Origin of the sequence: Rothia sp. CCM 9416 (genome assembly GCF_048513535.1) — a bacterium.
Lineage (GTDB): Bacteria > Actinomycetota > Actinomycetes > Actinomycetales > Micrococcaceae > Rothia.
The window spans coordinates 66,699-90,082 of sequence record NZ_JBLXXR010000006.1 but is presented as its reverse complement, the minus strand read 5'-3'; the positions used below and the strand labels follow the sequence as shown (position 1 = coordinate 90,082).

Sequence of the window (23,384 nt, the reverse complement as noted above, 5' to 3'; positions counted from 1 at the left end):
GTCATGTTCGCTTTCCTACTCATTTTTGGTGCTGTTTTGGCTCTAGTGGGCAGCGTCTACCAGCCCCGCCACACCGCTATCGGGGTCCTGACACTTACCCTGGGGGCTATCTACCTGGCAGGTACGGTCTATGAGAAGCGGCGCGGCCTACCTCAGCGGTTGAGGCTGGCAGGTTTTCCCTTGGCCTCCGGTGGTACTTTGCCTTTTAGCCCGGCTCATCTCTGGTTGCTTGTCATTACAGGTTTGTGGCTGGCGCTGATGTGTTTGGATAGCTCGTTTACCTGGGCTGTTTTCCCCGTCATGTTCCTCTACCTGCACCTCTTGCGACCTCTAGCCGGGGTGCTGGCTACCGGTGCGCTGTGCCTTCTGGCGGTTGCTTTGCCTTTGGTGGGCCCTGCCGGGTTCGGCCTGGCTCGTTTACGGGCTGAGGGTCTGACTCCGGGGTACCTGGTAGGCCCTACGCTGGGGGCTATCTTGGCTGTAGTTATCTCTTTTACCTACCGGGCACTGAGACAGGATGCAGCCCACCAGTTTCGGCTAGCTGAGCAGCTCAGGGCGGTGCAGGCCGAGCTGGCTCAACAGCAGTACCGGGCTGGAAAGATTGCTGAGCGCGAGCGCCTTGCCCGGGAAATACACGATACTTTGGCCCAGGGGCTATCGTCGATTGTTCTGGTGTCCCGTGCGGCCTCAAATGCCTTGGCATCAGGTGATACTGCGCTGGGGAGGGAACGATTGCAGGTAATTGAGCAGAGCGCGTCCACTAACCTGGCAGAAGCCCGCCGTTTTATTCATGACTTAGCTTCGCCCGCGCTGGATAGTTCTGTGGTAGGTGCTTTGAGCTCTTTGGTCGCTTCGACGCAGGCCACTCAGCAGGCGGCGGGTCTTGACTTCCGGTGCTCTTTGACCGTTGATGGTGATGAGTCTGCGGTGAACCGGCTGCCTGAGCCGATTGCCTCTACCCTGGTGCGGGTAGCCCAGGGTGCGTTGGCGAATGTTGCTGCCCATTCTCAGGCCAGTCAGGCGGTGATGACGCTCAGCCTGTGGCCGGGTGAGGTAGCACTGGATGTGTGCGATAACGGGGTTGGTTTTGACGTTCGTGCGCTCTCACCGGTAACGGATAAGGCTGAGGTTGCCCTAGCGGAGGGTAGCACCGGCTATGGGTTGATCTCTCTGACTGCCCGGGTAGACCAGGTGGGTGGGACCCTGAATATTGAAAGTTCTCCTGGCGCTGGTACCGCCTTGTCTGTCCGTTTACCGGTAGAGGGTGTACTGGCTGCCCCGGCTTCTGGAGGTAACTATGACTGTTAAGGTTGTGCTGGTCGATGATCACCCGGTAGTCAGGGCTGGTTTGGGTGCCTTGTTTGCCGGGTTTAGCGACATCGAGGTAGTGGCAGAAGCCTCCGATGGGGGTCAGGCTGTTTCGGTTGTACAGGAGCTAACCGTACGGGGCGAGGCCCCCGATGCGGTGGTGATGGACCTTCAGATGAAACCTATGGGCGGGGTGGAGGCGACTCGTCTGCTGGTGGCTATGGGGGGTCCTCCAGTGCTGGTGCTGACTACCTTTGATACGCAGGCCGATATCGTGGCAGCTGTTGAGGCCGGCGCTCTGGGCTATTTGCTCAAGGACGCCCCTCCGGAGCAGGTGCATACGGCTGTACTAGCTACGGCGCGGGGCCAGAGGACGCTCTCGCCCGAGGTCATGGCGGCGCTGGTGGACCGGATGCAACGGCCTACTGTGACTCTTTCAGCGCGGGAAACTGAGCTTCTTGAGCTTGTTTCTACCGGTGCAACCAACAAGGAGCTTGCGCAGAAGCTCTTTATTTCGCAGTCCACGGTAAAGACGCACCTGGTGCATATTTTCACCAAGTTGGGTGTGGATAACCGCACGGCCGCTGTGGCGGCGGCACGCGCGCAGAACCTCATCTAGTTGTATGGTGCGGGTGTGGTAGCTCCCGTGTAAGGAGGAAGGCCTGCTTTGTGCCCCGCCAACTGGCTCGGGGTTGGCCTTCTAGGGCCTTGGCGGGCACAAAGCAGGCCGGGGTGGATACCTTCTCGGGCAGAAGCCTAAGACTTCTGCTTGTTCCAGGGAATGACAACAGGGGTGTCAGCTGGAGCGGGTGCTGGCTTCTGGTCTTGCTTCCAGCTGGCCCCAAAGCGGCGGTCTTTAAAGCGCTGGACGGGGACCTCAACCATGAGGTAAATCAGTACACCCGCGAGAAGGCCGGGGGGCACCAGAAGAGCAACCTGGGCCAGAAGGGGCAGGTCCTGCAGGTGGCCTTCGATTGCTTTGAACAGCACATCGTGTACCAGGTAGATACTGTAGCTCGACAGGCCAATGAGTTGCAGGGGCCGCCAGGCTAAGAAGCGGTGGATAGCCGCGCCCAGGGGCTGGCGGGAAGCTACCAGCCCCCAGAGCATAATGGTGGAAGCTGACCAGGCCTGGAGCGAGTAGCGCACGGTTTCGCGGAAGGTTGTATCGCGGATGACCAGGGTCATCAGGTAGACCCCTATGGCGGTGAAGAAGACCCAGTTACGGCCCAGGAGCGGGATAGTGTACCCGTCTCGTGTCAGGCCCCCGGAAGGCATGTAGTGCTTGCCTGCTAGGTGGCGTCCTCGGACCATTTCATCGTCGCTGTATCGGTGGTACCAGAGGGCGGTGAGCATGCCGATAGCGATTGCTTCAAGGCGGGTATCGGTGCCGAAGTAGATGCGGTCGCTGCTGGCACCGGCGTCGAACAGTGCCCACCGTGACAGGGCCGAGTACAAGATAAGGGATAGGCCCAGCAGCGTCAGGGCCTTCCGGTAGTTGCGCCAGCGCACCATGAATAGCCAGAGGATGGCAAAAACCAGGTAGAACTGCTCCTCGATGGAGAGCGACCACATCACGTGGCTACCGGGTAGCACGGTGATGTGTGAGTCCAGGTAGCGCAGGTTGAAGAAGAAGAAAATCTGGCCCAGCACGTCAAGGGGGTCAAGGGTTCCGCCGAGCGCCCAGTAGACGATGGTGGGCAGGACTATGACGAGGATAAGGGGAGGAGCAATTTTGAGGAAGCGGCGGATGTAGAAGCCCGATACATCGAATTTGCCGGTTTTGTCGCGTTCTCGAAGAAGCAGGTAGGTGATGATGAAGCCTGAAATGGCAAAGAAGATGGTTACCCCGGAGCCGCCCGGCACAAATTTTAGCCCTGCGTGTGAAAAGACCACGAGTAGCACCGCAAAGGCGCGCATGGCGTCTATGTGGGCGTAGCGGTTCATAGGCTTACTTCTTCCCCTAAAAGCGTGTGTGATTGTGCCTTCTTTAAGCGTAATTGCACGCGCGCTAACTTTACCTGTACTTTGGTCTTCTTAATAGGTACGGTTTAGGGGATATTTACGCGGTCTTGGCGACAAATCCCGGAGTGTAAAAAAGTTCTCCCCTGTCAGAAGCTAAGAGGCTGTTTGTTGTGCTTCACAGCGTGCCTGCTCTAGGTAGGTTTCTGCATCGCTAATGTGCTGTTTGACGGTGTCTATTCGGCGGGCGATGCTCTCAGTTCGGGTGCATCCGTTCAGGCAGTCACCGGCGCAACGGGTCATGGCTAGGGCCTCAGCGGTAAGGGCCAGTGCGTTGCCTGCTCGGGAGAGCGCGCGATGCAGATCGGAATATACGCCGGTGGGTGAGGCGGGGATGTCCTGGGAGTCGCTGGGAGCTAGCCGGTGCGCTTCGGCGGCAACGGTTCGAACCCTGGGGAGCAGGTCAGCTAGCTCGTTGGCAAGCGGCACGATTTCTTCGAGTGTGGGGCCTACTGGGACGCGCTCGAGGATCTGGTGAAAGCGGTCAAGCCCTCGGACGAACCGGTCGTGGGTTCTGCGCCAGAGGCCTTGCCCAAGCTCAGCGTCGTCACGACGACTTTGCAAGAAGTCTTTGATGCCCATTGCTTGGCCCTTTCTTACCGGTTCCTACTTTCTTAGGTTACCCTAATTTCTTCGCCTGCTGGTCACCAGCCTATGCAGGGAGGCCGCTACCCCAACTTTTGGTGGGGTAACGGCCTCTGGGCTACTTGTTAGCAGCAGCGGGCACCGGGGTTACGGTCCAACCCGTCGGTGTATTCCCGCCAGAACTGGCGTTCGGTCATGGGCTCCTGGTGGCAACCGGTTGCTCTGTGGTGGGCCAGGTACTTTTGGTACTTGTCAGCGCCCATCACTCCCCCGGCAAACCAGCGAGCCCGTGAGAGAAAATACCGTATCTTCTGCATGGCTCTCCTAGTGGCCGCTGTGGCTTGCTGAGCCGCTGATCTGGTCTGGGTACTTCTCGTAGAAGGCCTTCCATTCCTTTTCCAGTTCACGCTCGGCCGGGGTGGCGAAGAGGCCAGCCGGTGCGTAGATGGTGGACTGGACGTAGGGGTTCTCGTGGCTCTTCTGGGCGTGACCGTTTTTGGCCTTGAATACCTCCAGGACGGCGGCAATCACCACGATCAGGGTCAGCACCACGAAGAGAATGGAGAGTGTGCCCTGCACGAAAGTGTTGCGCACAACGGCTTCCATTGCTTCCACGTTCTTTGCCGCGCCGAGGGAGGTTTCACCGGCGGCTAGGGCCTCCTTGAAGCGGTTGTGATTAGCCCAGTAGCCCACTGCGGGGTTGGTGGAGAAGATCTTCTGGTAAGAGCCGACCACGGTAACCAACAGGTCGAAGGCCAGAGGCAGGGCGATAATCCAGAGGTACTTGAAGCGGCCCTTGTTAGCGGCTATCGCTAGGCAGACAGCTAGGGCACAGGCAGCCAGGAGCTGGTTGGCGATACCGAAGAGCGGGTAGAAGGTGTTAATGCCACCCAAGGGGTCGGTTACACCCAGAATCAAGATGGATCCCCAACCTGCCACCATAAGAACGGTGGTAATCCAGGCACCTGCCCGCCAGTTGTGGTCGCGGAACTTGGGGAAGAAGTTCCCCAGGGTATCAGACAGCATGAAGCGGGCAACACGGGTACCGGCATCCACAGCGGTCAGAATGAAGAGAGCCTCAAACATGATGGCGAAGTGGTACCAGAAGCTAGTCAGTTCGAACCAGGGGAGCATCTTGCCCAGAATGAATGCCATGCCCACGGCCAGGGTAGGTGCGCCACCCGTGCGGGAGACGATGGAATGCTCGCCCACCGCATCAGCTGTACCCTGTAGTAGCTCGGGTGTAACCTGCACACCGGTCAGACCCAGTGAGTTCACAAAGAGCGCTGCCGATTCTACAGTGCCGCCTGTGGCACCTGCTGAGGAATTCATGGCGAAGTAGATACCACGGTCAATGGTGACAGCTGCAACCAGGGCCATGATAGCGACAAAGGACTCCATGAGCATGCCGCCGTAACCGATAAAGCGGGTCTGGCGTTCTTTTTCAACCATCTTGGGGGTGGTACCCGAAGCGATGAGCGCGTGGAAACCGGAGAGCGCACCGCAGGCAATGGTGACAAAGAGGAAGGGGAAGAGGGAGCCTGACCACACCGGGCCTTCTGATCGGGAGGCGAACTCGCTGACGGCGGGTACGGTAATTTCGGGGCGGACCACGATGATACCCACGGCCAAGAGCACGATGGTGCCGACCTTCATGAAGGTGGAGAGGTAGTCGCGGGGTGCCAGCAGGAGCCAGACGGGCAGAACAGCGGCGATGAAGCCGTAGATGATGACACACCAGGCCAGGGTGACCCGGTCAAGGTGCAGGTATTGGGCGCCCCATTCGGTGTGGCTGACCCAGCCGCCGCTGATAATAGCGGCCATGAGCAGGACGAAGCCGATAATTGAGATCTCACCGACCTTGCCGGGGCGAATGTAGCGCAGGTAGACACCCATGAAGAGGGCGATAGGGATGGTCATGCCCACGGAGAATACGCCCCAGGGGGATTCACCCAAGGCGTTGACAACCACCAGCGCCAAGATGGCGGTAATGATGATCATGATGGCCAGGGTTGCCAGAATCGCGGCGTAACCACCAATGGTGCCAAGCTCTTCCTTGGCCATCTGGCCTAGGGAGCGTCCACCGCGGCGCATTGAGAAGAAGAGAACCAGGTAGTCCTGGACTGCACCGGCCAAGATAACGCCGACGATAATCCAGATGGTTCCGGGCAGGAAGCCCATCTGGGCAGCTAGGACGGGGCCAACCAGGGGGCCTGCGCCAGCAATTGCGGCGAAGTGGTGCCCGTAGAGTACGCGGCGGTCGGTGGCGGCGTAGTCCTTACCGTCAGCATCGTACTCTGCGGGGGTTGCCCGGCGGTCATCGGGCTGAGCCAGTTTGGCTTCAATGAACCGGGCGTAGAAACGGTAGGCGATCAGGTAGCTACAGACGGCGGCGAAGACGAACCAGATAGCGTTCACGGTTTCGCCACGGAAGATAGCGATCATGGACCAACTGACTGCGCCAAGCAGAGTAATCAGTGCCCAGATAGCGATGGTTTTGGGGGTCCAGGTGCGGTGTTCTTGCTCTAGGACCTCGGGGTCTATGTAGGCTTGCGGGCGTTCCTGCTCCGCAGTTGAAGAACTCTGTTGTGTCATGGGCTCACTCCAGTGTGATCGTGCGTGTTCCGCCAGTTTTAATGCGGTGTGCGTGCTCACACTATACCGGGCTTTGGGTGATAGGTCACATTGCTTCGCTCATGTGACATTTGGTTTAGAGCGCACCTACCTGTAACCCCTCTTTAGTCATGCGCTGATGCGTCAGGGACCAAGAGAATTTTACCCCGGTGAGCCCCGGATTCGAGACGGGCATGGGCTTGGGCGGCCTGCTCCAAGGGGAAAACAGAGTCGGTATGAAGGCTGATGGCGCCGCTCTCGATTAGGGGCCAGACAAGTCTGTGCACACCGTCCACAATGCGCGCCTTATCGTCGGCACTTCGTGAGCGCAGGGAGGTGGCATGCAGGCTCAGCCGCCGCGGTAGCATGTAGCCCAGGTTCAGCTCACCTTTAGCGCCGCCCTGAAGTCCAATCACCGCGAGGGAACCGTCCAGAGCCAGGGTTTTGATGTTTTCTTCGAGGTAGCTACCGCCCACCACATCGAGAATGTAGTTGGCCCCGCGTTCTTCGGTTGCCTGCCGCACGATCTGGCGGAAGTTCTCGGTGCGGTAGTTAATGGGGTGGGCACCGAGGCTCTGAACATAGTCGCACTTTTCGTCGGTGCCAGCGGTTGCGAAAACCGTGAGGCCCAGCGCCTGGGCTAGTTCAATGGCGTGGGTGCCGATTCCACCGGTACCCCCGTGAATGAGCAGACTGGCCCCTTGATTGATTTGGGGGCTGGTGCCTACCCCGAGGGTGAGCACCAGGTTGGAGTAGACCGTTGCGGCTACCTCTATCAGGCCGGCGGCATCGCCTAAGCTGACCCCGGCAGGTAGGGGCAGAGTGTGTGCTAGGTCCACCGCGACGTATTGGGCGTAGCCACCTCCTGCAAGCAGGGCAACTCTTGGTTCCCCGACGAGGGTCGTATCCACTCCGGGTCCGACCGCTTCGATGACACCAGATACCTCTAGCCCGTAGATGGAGCTTGCCCCTGGCGGTGGCGGGTAGAAGCCGCGACGTTGGGCAAGATCGGCCTGGTTAATGCCCGCTGCAGCGACTTTGAGGAGGACCTGGCCCGGCCCTGACTCAGGAACCGGCACCTGGCTGACGCACAGAACTTCGGGGCTTCCGTGCTCAGATTCAACAATGGCTTGCATGCTCTCCCCCTTTTTTTCTTCCTGCCCCTAGGCAGGTGGTTCAGCTAAATCGTGCGGTGGGTATTGCCTGACCTTACTACCCTAGCGAGAGCAAGGGCACAGAAACTAGTATTTTGCTTTATGCCCCAGCCTGTGTAACATGGGATGAGTGCTTTGAGCACATCTGGATGGTTGTCCGAGCGGCCGAAGGAGCTGGTCTTGAAAACCAGTAGGCGGCAACCCCGCCTCAAGGGTTCAAATCCCTTACCATCCGCACCTAGCCCATCTTACGTATCTTACGTGAGATGGGCTTTATCTTTAACAAATGGTGAGGCAGAATCCCTGGGCAGCGCTGCCACTATTGGCAAGGTCACCGGCTGGGGTTGCTCTTATCTACAAGGTACTGGGGTTTATAGCCCTGGTTAGCTTAGCCCTCCTAGCCATGACCGCTAACTCATCTACCGGCTACTAAAAGCTTAGGTTTTGACCAAGCTTCTTTTTGTCGCTAAACTGGTCTAAGCTGTGGTGCTGAGCCAGGTTGACGGGTTAAGCTGAGCAGCGTTAGGAGACGTGCCAGAGCGGCCGAATGGACTTCACTGCTAATGAAGGGTCGGGGTTAAACTCGACCGGGGGTTCAAATCCCCCCGTCTCCGCTCTAAAGCCCGCCTACTCGATGAGTAGGCGGGCTTTTTCGTGTTTGCTCTCCCCCTAGTCACGGGGCCTCCGGTTTAGAAGCTAACGCAGTGGATCAGCTGAGCTTCACCGTCCACCAGCTGCCCCCAGTCCCCTTGAACCTGGAATACAGCCAAAGTGGCCGGGGCAAATCCGTAGGAGGCATCCATGAGGGCCTCGTAGTCGGAGTCGGGCCGGGCCAGTTGCAGGGTTGCGTCCTGCACACCGGGTAGGTGGGCAATTAGCATCAGCGAATGCACGGCCTCGGGGGTGCGGTTAATAGTGGTCAGTAGCTGGGAGGCAGGCGCGTTATAGAGGCGCTCGTCCAGGCTAGCGGTGGGCGCTTTCTCCCCCAGCGCTTCGGAAACCCAGGTAGTGGTTTGCCGGGTACGCAGGGCGGCTGAGCTGACCATCATCTCGGGGATTAGACCCTGCTCTACCAGCCAGGCACCGGCCCGAGGGGCTTGGGAGTGGCCACGCCGGGTCAGGGGGCGGTTGAAATCATCCAGCCCCCAATCAGCCTCGGCGTGGCGCATGATGATGAGGGTGCGGGCATCGTGGCGGGGCAGAGCAAAATCGGTCATACACCTATCCTAGTCGCGGTTGCCCAAGAAGCCTCTGAGTAAGTAGATAGTCTCCTGGGGCTTCTCCGAATGAACCCAGTGGCCCGCTCCCCTAATCACAGAGCGCCGTACCAGGGGGAAGAGCCGGCGCATAGGCTCAAAGTCTGCTGGGGTGATGTAGGGGGAATTGCCACCGGCGATCCAGAGCACCGGGCCCTTGTACTGCTGTTCTGTTCCCGGCCAACCCATAATCTGCGCTAGGTGCTCACGGAGCATGACCAGGTTGGGCTCCCAGCTGTTGCCGCTCTTGGACATTTTTAGGTTTTGGAGCAGGAAGGCTCTCACTCCTGCTGCAGGAACGGTGCGGGCCAGGTCAGTATCGGCCTGTCCCCTGGTGGTGTAGGTGTCGATGGGTAGAGCCAGCATACTGTCCATGAGCACCTCGAAGCTACCCTTGGACTCACCGGGGGCGATATCAATAACGACCAGCTTGCTGACCAGGTGCGGGTGTCTCAGGGCAAGGAGCATAGCAATTTTTCCGCCCATGGAGTGCCCCATGACGACCACCGGCTCACCGGCGGCATACTCGGCTACAGCTTGGGCGGCCAGGTCAGCCATCTGCCGGTAGTCAAAGCTATCGGTCCAGTAGCTTGAGCCGTGGTTGGGTAAATCAAGGAGCAGGGTTTGTACACCCTCGCCCAGGTTTTTGGCGATAGCGGTAAAGTTCTTTCCCCGCCCCAAAAGGCCGTGCAGAAAGACGGTTTTGAGGGGGCCTGAACCGATGACGGTGGTCGCAAGAACAGAAGCAGTCATACCCTCTACTTTAACCCCCATCGGGCGGCACACCCGGCACCACCACAAACGGTAAGGCCACCCCCGCTCGGTGCAAGGGTGGCCTTACCCTTATAAAGGGTTCTGGGCTGAGCTGGGATCAGCTGGCAAATCCGTTTAGATGGAGTACTCGGGTGCGGCCCAGACAACGACCTCGGGATGCTCGTAGAAGCGGTAGCCCTGTCCACGTACGGTGCGTACGGTGTTGGAGAGACGACCCAGCTTGGAACGCAGACGGCGGATATGAACGTCGATAGTGCGCTCGTTGGGGACTTCCTCGGCATCTCGCCACAGGCTGGTCAGCAGTTCTTCGCGGGCGACGGTGCGCTGGCCGTTTTCTACCAGGTAGTTGAGGAGCTCAAATTCCTTGTAGGTCAGGTTGAGCATCTCACCGTCCAGGTAAACTTCACGGCGGGAAAGGTCAATGAGTACACCGACGGAGTGGGTGGGCTTTGAGTCATCGGCCGTGTGGTGGCTAGTGTGCTGGCCAGCTTCGGGCTGGTAGTGCACCGCGGTGGGGTCGCCTAGAGCATTGCGAACCACTTCGAGGTCGCTCCCCTGCGCATCGGAGGGGGCTAGGGCAACGGCGGCATAAGATTCAGCGCCGGGGACCTGGTTCTGCACGTAGACGCGGGTGTCCTGAACGATGCGGACCAGTGAGGTGCCCTGCGCTGCAGCGGCTTCCTCACTTAGGCCAACGTAGATCACGAAGCCACGGGCCTCATTTTCTTGAGCTACTGCTCGCTGGGGTTCTGGCTTGTAGGTCATGGGGCGAAGATTAGCTGGCTGCTGCCTGATTGCTCGGCCTTGATTCGGTGCGCCCTGCTGGCGCTGTGCGGCAGAACGATTGCGTTGCGATATGTGAACATATCCCGGTGCGCCTGACATTTGCCTACCTTCTCCCTGTGTATCGAGCATTCTAGTGTGTGGCTCAGCTAGACTGCACATCCCGTGCGTGAGGGAGTTGTCGCTGTCTAGCTTTAATCGTTGTCCGAATTTGTAATTAAAGCAAGGAACATTCAGATAAATTTTTAACTAATCTACCCGTATTCACAGGGAAAGGGCCTTGTTCAGGGACCTGCAAGCACCAATTTATACCCTGAGTTCTCAATAAGATCGATGCGGAAAGGCCTCTCTATCCCATAAGCCGCTAGTCACAGAATCCAGCGCTCAGGGGGTGGGGACAGCTCAGGCAGGTCAGCGATTCTTTGCAGAACCAAGCCAACCTGCCTGATTAATATGTGAGAACTAGGGGCGGCACCTTGACCCGTAGGCCAACTGTGCTTACTATCGCGCCCTAGTCGGCTACCCCGTAGAGACGGTCACCGGCATCACCCAAACCAGGAACAATATAAGCCTTTTCGTTGAGGCGTTCATCCTGAGCGGCCAGGAAAAGGTCAATATCGGCCATACCCTCAACACCGCGTTCCAGAGCGGCTATACCTTCGGGGGCACCCAGCACGCACACGCAGGTAATACGCTCAGCCCCGCGAGCGCGCAAGAACTTGATGGCCTCAATCAGGGTGCCACCGGTAGCGAGCATAGGGTCAAGCAGGTAGACCTGGCGGCCAGTGAGGTCTTCGGGCAGACGCTCAGCGTAGGTGACAATATCCAGGGTTTCTTCATTGCGAGCCATGCCCAAGAAGCCAACCTCGGCGGTGGGGATAAGACGGGTCATACCTTCGAGCATGCCCAGGCCCGCTCGCAGAATGGGGACGATCAGCGGGCGTGGAGTTGAGATGTGCGACCCGACGGTTTTAGCCACGGGAGTTTCAACCTCAATGGGTTCGGTGCGGATCTCGCGGGTGGCTTCGTAGGCGAGCAGGGTTACCAGCTCGTCAACCAGCTGCCGGAAGATAGGTGAGGGGGTGTTTTTGTCTCGCAGGACGGTAATTTTGTGATCGACCAGGGGGTGATCCAGAACTTTAATACGCATAGTTAAAACCTATCAGCTCCTCGGCCCTGGGGGAGGGCACCATCAGCCTCTAGCCACACCTCACCCTGAAGGCTAGGCCTAAGCACATCTGGCAAGGAGACTGCCAACCCCTAGCCTGCTAGAAGGCATACCAGCATGACTACCATGGCACCAGAAACACCCACCTCCCTGGGATCTTTTCCCTTGACCTCTTTCATCTGTCGCTCGGACTGTGTAGGGTGCTAGGGCCTTTGAAAGTTTTAATTGTTCCCTGAGTTTGAACGGAAACTTGCCTGATTATGGGGCGCTCGCAGGCTTCTAAGCTGCCCCCCCCTGTTGGCCTCCGGGCAGGCTTCTTTGGGCCTGCTTGTCACCTGCTTTGATGCCAAGTTGTTGGGCAAACGAGTATCACAGAGACATTTTAAGGCATAGAAAAAACCCGCCTAACCTAGCTTCTACTAGTCTAAACGGGTTTTTCTTTGTGGCGGTGACGGAGGGATTTGAACCCTCGGTACGGGGTTACCGTACACAACATTTCGAGTGTTGCACCTTCGGCCGCTCGGACACGTCACCAAACTCTGGAAAGTTTACCCTAGATGCCCCAGCGCCTCAACTTAGAGCCAGTGCCAGCACAGGCCAAGACCGGTTCGTGGCCTAGGCAGGGCCCAGGATGTAACCGTCAACGGTGAGCATAGCCAAGTCTGCGGCTTCGCTGGCACTGCGCTGGGCACCGTGGCGGGTTTCGTCCATCGAAAGCATGAAAACAGCACCGAATATAATCAGCGAAAGCCCCTCAACGGAACGCTCCTTATTCACCCTGTAGCGGGTCGAAAGCCTACTAATCAATTCACGAACAAACCGCATAATATCGGCACGGATCAGATCGGTAGTCGGCGACCATTCAGAGCCAGCTCGCCACAGTTCCGAGACCCACAGGCGCGCAAAGCCGGGGTGCTCCCGCAGGTAGACAATAGCCGCCTCAAGAGCCTGACGGAGAGAGACCTTAGGGTCTAGCCCCCTATCGCTCGCCATTGTCATTTCCGCCAGCAGCAGCTTAGCGCCGTACTGCAGAAGTTGATCAATCATGGTCTTCTTAGACCCAAAGTTGTAGTAGACCGTACCTTTAGAAACACCGGCCCGTTCAGCGATATCTTCAACGGTAGTCGCCGTAGGCCCGCCCTGGCTCATGATATCCATGGCAGCTTGAAAGAGCTTAAGCTGGGTTTTGTTGGTCCGCCCCGGGCGGCGGGTGCTGGCTTGGACAACAGGTGCCTGGTGTGCATAAACAATGGCGTTCGCTTGAGTGCTGTTCACACCCGCCCCCTCTTTTATTTGAAAAAATCAGTTACCTTTTGCAAATATACAGGATAGTGGGCAAGAAACAGGGTCTTGCGAGCACATGAATAGCGTAACCTTAACTACCTCTGTTGGCGGAAGAAAGTGGTCAGCAAGCTAGCGCACTCTGTTTCAAGCACACCGGGGTAGAGCTCTACCCAGTGGTTGACTTTCCGATCACGCAGAACATCGTAGACGCTCCCAGCCGCACCGGTTTTTTCTTCCCAGGCACCCATCACCACGGTAGGGATACGTGCCAGCAAAATCGCGCCAGCACACATAAGGCAGGGTTCCAAGGTCACCACCAGGGTGCACCCCTCAAGCCTCCAACTCCCCAGGTGCTCAGCCGCCTCTCGAATGGCTAGGACCTCAGCATGGGCGGTAGGGTCAGCATCAGCTTCACGCCGGTTATAGCCCCGGCCGATCACCTGCCCCGAGGCGTCCACAAGAATTGCCCCGATAGGGACGTCATCGCTGACCAGGGCACAACGAGCCTGATCAAGGGCCAGGCGCATGAGGGCTTCGTGGTCGCGGTTGCGGGGGCGGTCGCTAAAGATAGTGGGCACGGTCACCGGCTCTCATATGAAAAGGGGTTCTAATGGGTAAGAGCAAGGGCATAAGGTAGCACGGCGGTGGCACCAGCCTTGCGGAGCATACGGGCAACAACCGTACTAGACCAGCGGGAGTCAATACGGTCAGTCACCAGCAGGACCGGACCGGGGCTACTGGCAAGGTACTCTTGCACCCGGTCGGGAAGCCGGTAAGCACCCAGCACACCTGCGCATCTAAAGACGCTGTTGCCCCCAAAGTGCTCTGGCTCTTTGACCCATTCCATATCGCCCAGGTCGGTGAGCTTACCGGCAGCCGCTAGCCCACGAGCTAGCGAGGACGCCAGGACAGGGCGTACCGGGGAGGGCAAGCACACCACAGCTACAGGGCGCTGTTCCCAGTCCCAGTCTGCAAGAACTTGAAGGCTGGCACGGCCTAGATCTGCGGGTACCGGCCCGTCCAGAGGGCTGCCGTCGGGGCCGAGGGCAAAGATTTCTCGCAGGCGATTGCCCCAGCCCAGGTCAGTGAGCCTGGCAAGGGCCCGGCCTGCTTGGGCCCGCTCCTGCAGGGCGATTCTGCCCCCAAGAGGCTTACCATGGTCCGTGGTTGCCTCAGACACCAGAGAGCCCAAACCGCTAGGCCACATGGCGCGCGGCTCAATTTCAACACCAGTACGGTTGAGGGTAATCCCTGCTTGCGCGGTCAGTGCAGGGTCAAGGTCGCTGGGGTACCAGGGGCCAGCGCACACATCGCAGATACCGCAGGGTTGGGCGGTGGTGTCATCAAGCTCTTGGGCTAGGAAGACCATACGGCAGGTGCTGGTGCGCTGGTAGTCCAGCATGGCCTGCTGTTCACGCAGGCGCGCCTGGAGCACACGTTCATAGCGGGGAGCATCGTAGTGCCAGGGAGCGCCCGTGGCTACCCAGCCCCTCTCGGCCCGCTCAACAGCGCCCTCAACCGCGAGGACCTTCAGGAGCAGATCCAGGGACGAACGTTTAACATCCACGCGAGTTTCCAGCGCCGGGACGGTCAGTTCCTGCCCCGCGGAGCTTGCTTGGCGAAGAGCGGCAAGAACAGCACCGGTGTTCTCGGGGGTGGGCATACTGGCAGTTGCGAAGTACTCCCAGATTTCCCGGTCTTCTCTACCGGGCATAAGTAGTACGTCGGCCTTGATAGCACCGCGACCAGCGCGCCCGACCTGCTGGTAGTAGGCAACCGCGCTGGAGGGTGCGCCCAGGTGAATCACAAACCCCAGATCCGGCTTATCGAAACCCATGCCCAGGGCGCTGGTAGCAACCAGGGCTTTGACCCGGTTCTCTTTGAGGGCTTCTTCGGCTTCTGCCCGCTCGTCCGCATCGGTTTTCCCGCTGTAGGGCAGTACCGAGTAGCCTGCTGCGCGCAGGGCAGCGGCGGTGTCTTCGGCAGCGGCCACCGTGAGCGTGTAGATGATCCCAGAGCCGGGTAGGCTCCCCAGGTGGGTTGCTAGCCAGCCCAGCCTATCGGTGGCGGTGGGCAGATGCAGAACGCCCAGCCGCAGAGAGTCACGGGAAAGTGGGCCGCGCAGAATAAAGACCGAGTCAGGGCCGGCTTGACCACCCTGCTGGATTGCTAGTTGCTCCGCAACATCCTCAACTACACGCTCATTAGCGGTGGCGGTAGTGGCCAGAACAGGCACACCCGCTGGCAGGTTGGCGATAAGGTCACGGATTCGGCGGTAGTCGGGCCTAAAGTCGTGGCCCCAGTCAGAGATACAGTGGGCTTCGTCAATCACCAACAGGCCACAGGCGCGCACCAGCTCAGGGAGCCAGTTCTGGCGGAAGTCCGGGTTGTTCAGGCGTTCGGGGCCCACCAGCAAAACGTCTAGTTCACCGGCGGCCAGGTCAGCGCGGATTGCCGCCCATTCGGTCACGTTCGATGAGTTGACCATAGCGGCTCGTACACCGGCGCGGGCGGCGGCCTGCACCTGGTCGCGCATCAGGGCCAGTAGCGGGGAGACAATCAGGGCGGGGCCGCTGCCCTGGCGGCGCAGGAGCAGGGCCGAGATGAAGTAGACCGCAGATTTACCCCAGCCGGTGCGCTGGATCACCAGGGCGCGGCGGCGGTGCTCTACCAGCGCTTCGATAGCCTCAAACTGGCCGGGGTGGAACCGGGCCTCAGGGGCGCCGGTGAGCTGGGCGAGCAGGTCCTGGGCCTGCTCTTTAAGGGGTGCACTACTGGCGGTGGAGGTCATGAGAGCCTAGCTTTCCGGGGCGGGGTTGACGATCGCATCCCGCAGGTAGTGGTAGACCTCAGGCACATAGTGGAAAGGGGCCAGACCCCACTGGTGGCCGGGGTCAGCTACCACAAGGTCTGCGGGAACATCAATGATAGGTAGGCCCCGCTGCGCCACATAGTCGTAGTAGGGCACCGTGAGCTGGTTGGCTTCTTGGGCGCTAATTCCCATGCTGAGGGGGGTAGGCTCATGGGCACTGGTCTGTTCGGCCCAGGGCAGGCGCAGAAGGCGCACCTTAGCAAGGGCACCGTGTTCGGTCAGTGCATCAATAAACTCGTCTGCTTTCTCGCACCAGCTCTGGAAATGCTCTTCAGCGCCTAGGGCAACGTGGGTGCCGTCCTCAATCAGGCCCATAGCCGGCTTGGAGGCAACCAAGTCGATAGAGCGGGTCACAACCTCACCGGTGCTAAACCAGTGGACCCCGTGACGTTCATCGAAGATATCCCACAGGATCAGGTCATACTGGTCTGCGGTCTCTAGCAGGGAATCCAAGGATTGACCGGCCCAGTCGGCGCGAAGCATCTTATCTTGAAATTTATTGCTCAGCTCCAGGTCTGCAGGGAGCTTATAGCTGGCATCGGTAGCCCACGAAAGCAAGGAGTGCCGGGCGGTGTAGCCGACTACCCGATAGTTTTCAGGCAAATACTCAGCGGTATCGCGGGCAACACAAGAGCCGTAGATAAAGACCCTCTGCACCTGATTTCCTACTGTCATGCTCTCCCTTATGTATTCGCCGCTGACGGTGCGGTAGGTTTATTGTATCTGCCTATTTGAGTCAAGGAGTAGCGGTGCCCCAGCTTTTGTCCCCCTCTGAACTACGTCGCGCGCTCTGGCACTTTCGCCGAGGAGGCCTGAGGCAGGTCCGTAAGTTCAGGCGGCGTCAGGTCATGGCAAACCACTTTGGCGGTGCGGCCTTTAGTTCCCGCTCCCGCAGCGGGGGCAAAGGTTTAGGCCTAGCCAGCGAGGAAGCCGTCGGCGCGGTCCCCCAGGTCAGCAAGGACCGAAAAACCCCTGCTGGCTACCGTCTTGACTTCCTGCCCCTAGACTACCCCAGCTACCCTCCGGTTTTTGAGGGCTTAAAAGTGGCTACTATTCTGGATGATTTTTCTGCGCTGGCCTGGGGTTTTGAGTTCACCACTTTAGCTATCACCCCGGAGAACTGGCGAGAGGTCCTAGAGCGCGAGAAGCCTGATTTTCTGCTGGTGGAGTCTGCCTGGGCCGGTAACGACGGTACCTGGCAGTACCACCTAACCGGGGAATCAGCCCCGCGCCCTGCCGTCAAAGAGCTTCTGGCCTACACCCGGCAAGAAGGAATCCCCTCTGTTTTCTGGAACAAGGAGGACCCCCCGCATTTTGAGGACTTCCTCGCTACTGCCGCGCTTTTTGACTTTGTTTTTACCTCCGATAGCAACATGGTCACCCGCTACCAGCAAGAGCTGGGGCATGAACGGGTCTATCCCCTGGCTTTTGCCGCCCAACCAGCAGTGCACAACCCGGTGCGCCCCCACCACGGGGTAGCAGAGCGCGGTGCGGCCTTTGCAGGTTCTTACTTTGCCCACAAATACCCTGAGCGCCGCGAGCAGATGGACTACCTGCTCAAGGGTGCCCGCACCGGAGCGGCCCAGGCCGGTGAGCCTTTTGAGATTTTCTCCCGCTTTTTAGGTCAGGACGAACGCTACCAGTTCCCCCAGCCGCTCACCGAGCACGTCGTGGGCAGCCAGAGCTACCAGCAGATGCTGGTGGCCTATAAGGCCTATAAGGTCTTCTTGAACGTCAATTCGGTGGTGGATTCCCCGAGCATGTGCGCCCGCAGAATCTTTGAGATTCTAGCCAGCGGAACACCCGTACTGACCAGCCCCTCAGCCGCTATTACCAGCTACTTTGACGAGACTATGATCCAGGTGGCAGGTACCGAAGACCAAGCGCGTCAGGCAACCCGCGCCCTACTAGCAAGCGGTGAGTACCGGGACCGGCAGGTTCACCTGGCCCAGCGACACATCTGGTCACAGCACACCTATTCCCACCGGGCACTGACCATTCTCAATGCGCTGGCAAGCCAAGGAAAGCTGACCGGGCCCTTCGCCCTGGGGCAACCGAGTGTCAGCGTCATTGCCTCTACCTGCCGCCCTGAACAGGTGGAGCACCTCCTTGAACAGGTAGGCCAGCAGACGGTGCAAGCTGAACTGGTTCTGCTGACCCACGGTTTCACCCTCGATTCTCGCACCTTCCAGGACCGTGCCCGCCAGGCCGGGATTGAGCGGGCACGCCTGCTGACCGCAGGTAGTGAACGCTCTCTGGGCTACTGCCTGAACCAGCTTGTTGATGCGGCACAGGGGCAAGTCCTTGCCAAGATGGATGACGATGACCTCTACGGCCCCCACTACCTGGAGGACTCCCTGCACGCCCTACGCTTCTCCCGCGCCGATGTGGTTGGCAAACAGGCATACTATATGCACCTGCAAGGCCTTGAGGCAACGGTGGTACGGGCGGCAGAACGCGAACACCGCTTCACCGACTTCGTCGCAGGCCCGACCCTGCTAGGTTACCGCAGCATCTTCCAGGCCCACCCCTTTGAAGACGTCTCCACCGGCGAAGACACCGCCTTCCTAGAATCTGTGGCTCAAGCTGGCGGGCGTATTTACTCCGCTGACCGCTTCAACTTTGTGCAGGTACGCAGAGCAGCAGGGCAGGGAGCCAAGCACACCTGGGATATCAGCGACTCCCGGGTTCTGGCCCAGGCACGGCTCCACCACTACGGCCTCAGCCAGCAGCACATCTTCTTCTAAAGCCCCCGGGCTCAGTCCCCTCCCTGAAAGGTACCTATGGCTGGTCTCTCTAGCTTCTTTCGGTTCACCCAGCGCTCCCTGAACGAAGACGACACCAGGGGCGCTATCAGCACCGGCTCCGACGAGGTAGCTCTGGGCCGGGTCATTAGCCAGGTCGATGAGGACCGTGTAGCGGCAGGCTCCCAGATTCTGGCGGGCATGCTCTTTGGCAAAGATCTCTCTGCCCTGCCCCCGCACTGGAAACAGGCACAAGCCTACGGGGTAGTTTCCCCCGCGCTCGCGCAGGAGTGCAAGCAGAACCTGGTAGCGCTCAACCCCGGCTGGGCCTACGCGGTAGCGCCCACCCTCAAGGCCAGCTACTTTCTGGTAGAAACCCGCGCCCTGACTCAGGGGAGCTGGGCGGGAACCCTAGAGGCAGGCGGCGAACACCTCTTCGACGAGCTCCTGGCCCTGATTTCCCAGGCCAGGCGCTCCTACACCACCCCCGTGCTGATCGATAATGCAAGGGTGCCCGCTGGCCCACCGGCCTCCTTTAGGCTGTTGAGCGCCCACCAACGGCTCCGCAAGGCGGTGACAGCCCAACTAACTGACCTCCAGGGCGCCGACTACGCCCTCTCACCCTTCCTCCAACAGCTCTTGGCCTACACCCAGCAGGACCACAGGAAGGCCCGCCCATGACCACCGCTCTCATCTACCGGGGCCGAGGTAAGAATCTCTCTGGCCTTGACCAGGCCGCGCTCAGGCTCCAAGTAAACCTGCATTCTCTAGGGTTTGAAGCACACGTCCTTGCCCAAGAGCAGCCGCTCGCTACCATCACCGATGAAGTCCAGGCCCAGGCAGGCAAGACCCAGGCCCAGCTGGTGTTTGTGGTCGGTTACAGCGCCGCTTTCGCGGTGGCCCAGCAGTGGAACCGGCAGCTACCCCTGGTCGCGGTTCTGCCCGATATTCCCAGCCACACCGAATCCCTCTACGACAGCACCAGCCAAAATATAGAAACCATCATTCGGCTGGCCGACTACACATTGGTCAATGACACAGCCTCCCGCTCCCTCATTGAGTACTCAGTGCCCGGGGCCGACGGCTCGGTGGGCACTCTGGCACACCTTGAACCGGTACTCCGTATGCTCAAGCTCCAAGACCTGAGTTTCCCACCGCTCAAGGTCCTCATCAGTAGCCACGACTTCCGGTTCACCCCCGGCATTGTTCGTATGCTCGAAAAAGCCAATAAGGTGGAGGTCAGGCTTCAAGAGTGGGCACTCGAAGAGGCTGCCCCTACCGATCACAACCACCAAGAACTCATGGACTGGGCCGATGTGGTGCTCTGCGAATGGGCTGGCCGTAACGCCATCTGGTACTCCCACAACCTGCCCGCCGGTAAACGCCTGCTCATTCGCCTGCACGGTTTTGAGGCTCAAGCCGCCTGGATTACCGACCTCAATTTCAGCCGGGTAGACCAGCTCATTTTGGTCTCGGAGTTCTACCGGCAGCAGGTGCTCTCCCTACACCGCTGGGACCGGCACAAAATCAAGGTCATCGGTAACTCAATCGAGTTTGATGCCTTCAGCCGCCCCAAGCGGCAGGACGCACCCTACCACCTGGGCATGCTCGGTTTCACGCCCTTCCTCAAACGCCCTGACCTAGCGGTGGACATCCTGGAGAATCTACTCACCCACGATGAGCGTTACATGCTCCACCTGCGCGGGCGCGCTCCTTGGCACTTCTCCTGGCTGTGGAACAAGAACCTGGCAGAAGTAGATGCTTACCGCCAGCTCTACCAGCGCATCGGCAGTTCCCCCCAGTTACGGGAGCACCTTGTCTTTGAAACCCAAGGCGCTAACGTGGAATCCTGGTTCAGCAAAATCGGGTGGATCCTTTCGCTCAGTGACCGTGAGACCTTCCACCTGGCCGCTGCCGAAGGCATGGCTTCGGGCGCAGTCCCCCTTTTCGTAGAACGCACGGGGGTGACCGATATTTTCTCGGATCGCTGGGTCTTCCCCTCAGCTGAGGCTATAGCGGACTACATCGTAGAACATACCTCCCGGCCCCTGTGGGCTGCCCAAAGTGCCGCCGCGCAGTCCTACGCCACCCGGTTTGACTTTCAGGAGGTCGCCCAGGAGTGGGCTAACTCAATCTGCGGGGTGGAGGGCGCGTGAGTGCTAGGTTCTCGGTCATTATTCCGGTAGCCGGTTCTGGCCCCTACCTGACCCAGGCTCTGGAGAGCCTGCGCTCGCCGCTGGTGGAGCGTATTTTTGTGGTGGCCGATAGTGCAGAAGCTCTAGAAGCTACGCGGGAGCTAGCTGCCACCAATACCAAGGTGCGGGTGCTCAGGACGGGGCAGGGGAATGTTTTTGCCTGTAGCGCTGGGGCCGCCCGCAATGTGGGGCTGGGGGCGGCGGTAGCTGAGTCAACGGACTGGGTGGCCTTCTTGGATGCGGACGACACCGTGTCCCCAGGCTACTTTGAAGCCCTCGGCGAGCTGATAGCCCAGCACGCCGACCAGGATTTTTCGTCCAGCCCGCTGATTCACACCAGGATTATGCGCTTGGACCAGCAGGAACACGATGCTGAGCCCCAGGAGGTTCACCCCCTGCGCTACCGGTTTATGCAGGGTAGCCGGTGGGTGAGCCTGACCGATGAGCCACACATGATTGGTACTTCGGTGGCGGCGGCTGTTTTCAACCGGCAGGTGCTTGCAACTACGGGTCTGCGGTTTGATGAGGGGGTTAACTGGTCTGAGGACTCTGACTTTATCGTTCGGCTCCTGCTGGCCTGCCGGGCAAGAGGTGTGGGTGTGTGCGCGGGTGCGCGCTATCTTTACCGGGTGGGGCACCAGCGGTCCCTGACCAGCGGTGCCTGGTCTGCTCCGCTCAAGTACACCCTGCCCTTCGAGCGCTTTTACCTGCCCTGGTCACAGAGCTCTAGGCCCCTGCCACTGTGGTTGCAGAACCAGCTCCTCTACGAGCTGGCCCACTATCTACAGATTGACCGTCAGGTGTTCTCGCCCGCCCTTGAACTACCTGGGCAGGTCCGCAGAACCTGCGCCGGTTACATAGAGCAGATCTTGGGGAAGATTGACACTAGCCTGCTGGAAGGCTTTGCGGTTCTGCCCCTGGGCTTAGACCGCAGGCAGCTCTTGCTGGCTCGTTCTGCCCAGGTGGATGCTCTGCCCTATGCACCGCTGACCAGCCGCCAGGTGTTCTCTTATGCTAAGCGGTCCTGGCGCCCGGTACAGAAGTTCACCTATTTCTACCGGGGCGATGCGCTCCCGGCAGGCCAGGACGTACCCGCAGAAGTCTTTATGGTGCAGGGCCAGCCGGTAGAACCTGCAACCGCTAAGTGGGTGAGCCACACTCTCTTTGGTGTGGAGTTCGTGCGGGAACGTATTCTCTGGTTTGAGCAGGCCCCTAGCATGCGGGTCGCTGGGTTTGACCTAAAAGTTAGCCCCTACGCTGGTACACCGCTTCTGCTCCGTCAGCTTGCCCAGCCTCTTGCCCAGCCCACTCCCCCTCCACCGGGTAAGACAGTGGAGAGGCCGCCCTTGCTCATGCAGGCTAAGAAGGGCCTGTGGCGGCTCAAGCGGGCGCTCACGAGCCGTTCAGGTCAAGGGTCTGCCGCACCGGGCCAGGTTCAGCCCGCGCAGGTGCGGCAGGTCTGGGTGTACGCGGATAGGGAGCACCGGGCCGGTGATAATGCGGAGGCTTTTTACCGCTACGCCAGCGCCCACGCGCCCCAGGTGGAGCACGTTTTCTTGCTCTGCAGGCAGAGCCCCGACTGGGCCAGGTTGGAGCAGGAGGGGTTCAACCTGGTAGAGGTGGCTAGTGCCCAGGCTCAAGAGCTTGGCAGGCGAGCCAGTAACCTGCTGGTCAGCGATATTAGTGCCCCCGGGTTAGCCCCTATTTTGGCTGCTTTAGGGCCTGATCAGCGGCTTGTTTTTCTTCAGCACGGTATTTTGCGGCGCGATCACTGGCGTTGGCTCAACCCCCGCAGGATTGACTTTATGCTCACTACCTTGGACAGCGAAACCCAGGCCATTGTGGGTGATGGGTCCTGCTACACGCTGACCCGCCAGGAGGTCTGGCAGCTGGGGTTACCCCGCCATGACCGCCTGTACGAGTTAGCTGCCGGTGAGGTTCGGCGCGATAGGGTGCTGGTGGCCCCTACCTGGCAGCAGAGCCTAGTGACCGCCACAGATGATGAGGTTCGGGCCTGGGTAGGCTCCTGGGTGGGGCCTTGGGTTGAGGCCTGTGAGCGGCTGGGCCAGCGCGGTGTGCGCCCGGTCTTCTTTGTGCACCCCAACATGGAGGAGCGGGTGGCTCACTTGGGTGAGGGTTTGGGTGTTGAGCTGGTGTTTGGCCACCAGTTCCAGGAGACGCTGGTGCGCTCGTGTGCCCTGGTGACCGATTATTCGTCCGTAGCCGATGATGCCCTGCTGGTGGGTGTGCCGGTTGCGCTGGTGGTAGCACCCGATGACCCCCAGCTGGTGAGGGCTGGGGATCTCGTACATGCACCGGGTATCAGCTTGGTAGCCCCTGAAAATATAGAAGATTTAGCGCAAAATCTACTCAGTGGTAAAGCCATCTCATTTCAAAACCCAAAGCAGGCAACCATAGGAGGAGATAAACCCACTACTCCCACTCTAAAAGTTAGCCAAGGATTACTCGAAGGATTACTCCATTCGGTGCCCCTCACTCACAGATATTGAAAGTATAAGGCCGGATACTCATACACTCCCAGGTGTTAGCATGGATTGTTGTGTGTTCATCAAACCACAAGCGAATTCCCATTGGGGCAGGGGCACTTGAGAGATGTTAGGATAGT

General features: G+C 59.4%; 19 protein-coding genes and 3 tRNA genes. 8 read left to right on the top strand and 14 right to left on the bottom strand.

The features are described 5' to 3' along the window. Together ACN080_RS04385 and ACN080_RS04380 are read left to right on the top strand one after the other, a co-directional pair. Positions 1–1,308 (top strand): sensor histidine kinase (locus tag ACN080_RS04385; RefSeq protein ID WP_419113134.1); only part of this gene is annotated, 1,308 nt, incomplete at its 5' end. Then, on the top strand, positions 1,298–1,927 hold the full coding sequence (locus tag ACN080_RS04380) for a response regulator (protein WP_419110895.1): 630 nt from the start codon (positions 1,298–1,300) through the stop codon (positions 1,925–1,927). The genes ACN080_RS04385 and ACN080_RS04380, both read left to right, overlap by 11 nt. A gap of 137 nt (positions 1,928–2,064) precedes the next feature. On the opposite strand, the gene ACN080_RS04375 is transcribed toward ACN080_RS04380, so the two are convergent. From ACN080_RS04375 to ACN080_RS04355, 5 genes are all read right to left on the bottom strand, one after another. Continuing rightward, positions 2,065–3,255, bottom strand: coding sequence for an acyltransferase family protein (locus tag ACN080_RS04375; RefSeq protein ID WP_419113133.1), 1,191 nt, complete (start codon positions 3,253–3,255; stop codon positions 2,065–2,067). A 171-nt stretch (positions 3,256–3,426) separates the two neighbouring features. After that, the gene (locus ACN080_RS04370) at positions 3,427–3,912 is read right to left on the bottom strand and encodes a dehydrogenase (RefSeq protein ID WP_419099068.1); all 486 of its coding nucleotides are present in this window, start codon (positions 3,910–3,912) and stop codon (positions 3,427–3,429) included. Between the two features lie 128 nt (positions 3,913–4,040). After that, positions 4,041–4,232, bottom strand: a complete 192-nt coding sequence (locus ACN080_RS04365; protein ID WP_419099067.1) for a YbdD/YjiX family protein — start codon at positions 4,230–4,232, stop codon at positions 4,041–4,043. A 7-nt stretch (positions 4,233–4,239) separates the two neighbouring features. Then, positions 4,240–6,510 carry a carbon starvation CstA family protein gene (locus tag ACN080_RS04360; RefSeq protein WP_419113132.1) on the bottom strand — a complete coding sequence of 757 codons (2,271 nt, stop codon included), beginning with the start codon at positions 6,508–6,510 and terminating at the stop codon, positions 4,240–4,242. A gap of 143 nt (positions 6,511–6,653) precedes the next feature. Further along, positions 6,654–7,664 carry an NAD(P)H-quinone oxidoreductase gene (locus ACN080_RS04355; protein WP_419113131.1) on the bottom strand — a complete coding sequence of 337 codons (1,011 nt, stop codon included), beginning with the start codon at positions 7,662–7,664 and terminating at the stop codon, positions 6,654–6,656. Positions 7,665–7,829: 165 nt separating this feature from the next. On the opposite strand from ACN080_RS04355, the gene ACN080_RS04350 reads away from it, so the two are divergent. Further along, positions 7,830–7,917, top strand: a tRNA-Ser gene (locus tag ACN080_RS04350). Between the two features lie 290 nt (positions 7,918–8,207). Beyond that, positions 8,208–8,296 (top strand) — tRNA-Ser (locus ACN080_RS04345). A gap of 75 nt (positions 8,297–8,371) precedes the next feature. Here the strand turns inward: ACN080_RS04345 and ACN080_RS04340 are convergent. The 9 genes from ACN080_RS04340 to ACN080_RS04300 form a co-directional block, all read right to left on the bottom strand. After that, positions 8,372–8,899 (bottom strand): SixA phosphatase family protein, encoded by a 528-nt coding sequence (locus tag ACN080_RS04340; RefSeq protein WP_419104199.1) that lies wholly within the window; start codon positions 8,897–8,899, stop codon positions 8,372–8,374. Positions 8,900–8,908: 9 nt separating this feature from the next. Then, on the bottom strand, positions 8,909–9,691 hold the full coding sequence (locus tag ACN080_RS04335; protein ID WP_419099063.1) for an alpha/beta fold hydrolase: 783 nt from the start codon (positions 9,689–9,691) through the stop codon (positions 8,909–8,911). Positions 9,692–9,826: 135 nt separating this feature from the next. Next, complete coding sequence (locus ACN080_RS04330; RefSeq protein WP_419099062.1) at positions 9,827–10,597, bottom strand: winged helix-turn-helix domain-containing protein; 771 nt, start codon at positions 10,595–10,597, stop codon at positions 9,827–9,829. 409 nt (positions 10,598–11,006) lie between these two features. Then, positions 11,007–11,645 carry a uracil phosphoribosyltransferase gene (upp, locus tag ACN080_RS04325; RefSeq protein WP_419099061.1) on the bottom strand — a complete coding sequence of 213 codons (639 nt, stop codon included), beginning with the start codon at positions 11,643–11,645 and terminating at the stop codon, positions 11,007–11,009. A 461-nt stretch (positions 11,646–12,106) separates the two neighbouring features. Then, a tRNA-Ser gene (locus ACN080_RS04320) sits at positions 12,107–12,197 on the bottom strand. An 81-nt stretch (positions 12,198–12,278) separates the two neighbouring features. Beyond that, the gene (locus tag ACN080_RS04315; protein ID WP_419110905.1) at positions 12,279–12,938 is read right to left on the bottom strand and encodes a TetR/AcrR family transcriptional regulator; all 660 of its coding nucleotides are present in this window, start codon (positions 12,936–12,938) and stop codon (positions 12,279–12,281) included. Between the two features lie 104 nt (positions 12,939–13,042). Next, the gene (tadA, locus tag ACN080_RS04310; protein WP_419099443.1) at positions 13,043–13,516 is read right to left on the bottom strand and encodes a tRNA adenosine(34) deaminase TadA; all 474 of its coding nucleotides are present in this window, start codon (positions 13,514–13,516) and stop codon (positions 13,043–13,045) included. A 38-nt stretch (positions 13,517–13,554) separates the two neighbouring features. Further along, positions 13,555–15,738 carry a RecQ family ATP-dependent DNA helicase gene (locus ACN080_RS04305; RefSeq protein WP_419113130.1) on the bottom strand — a complete coding sequence of 728 codons (2,184 nt, stop codon included), beginning with the start codon at positions 15,736–15,738 and terminating at the stop codon, positions 13,555–13,557. Between the two features lie 6 nt (positions 15,739–15,744). Continuing rightward, positions 15,745–16,494, bottom strand: coding sequence for a DUF6270 domain-containing protein (locus ACN080_RS04300; protein WP_419113129.1), 750 nt, complete (start codon positions 16,492–16,494; stop codon positions 15,745–15,747). Positions 16,495–16,568: 74 nt separating this feature from the next. Here ACN080_RS04300 and ACN080_RS04295 point away from each other — a divergent pair, with 74 nt between their 5' ends. Genes ACN080_RS04295 through ACN080_RS04280 form a run of 4 tightly spaced genes read left to right on the top strand, consistent with a single transcriptional unit; the run spans position 16,569 to position 23,268 of the window. Beyond that, positions 16,569–18,566, top strand: a complete 1,998-nt coding sequence (locus ACN080_RS04295; RefSeq protein ID WP_419104194.1) for a glycosyltransferase family protein — start codon at positions 16,569–16,571, stop codon at positions 18,564–18,566. 36 nt (positions 18,567–18,602) lie between these two features. Next, positions 18,603–19,244, top strand: coding sequence for a hypothetical protein (locus ACN080_RS04290; protein WP_419110909.1), 642 nt, complete (start codon positions 18,603–18,605; stop codon positions 19,242–19,244). Next, positions 19,241–20,719 carry a hypothetical protein gene (locus ACN080_RS04285; RefSeq protein ID WP_419113128.1) on the top strand — a complete coding sequence of 493 codons (1,479 nt, stop codon included), beginning with the start codon at positions 19,241–19,243 and terminating at the stop codon, positions 20,717–20,719. The genes ACN080_RS04290 and ACN080_RS04285 overlap by 4 nt, the downstream gene beginning before the upstream one ends. Next, positions 20,716–23,268 carry a bifunctional glycosyltransferase/CDP-glycerol:glycerophosphate glycerophosphotransferase gene (locus tag ACN080_RS04280; protein WP_419113127.1) on the top strand — a complete coding sequence of 851 codons (2,553 nt, stop codon included), beginning with the start codon at positions 20,716–20,718 and terminating at the stop codon, positions 23,266–23,268. Before ACN080_RS04285 ends, ACN080_RS04280 begins: the two co-directional genes overlap by 4 nt. The last annotated feature ends 116 nt before the right edge of the window (positions 23,269–23,384 follow it).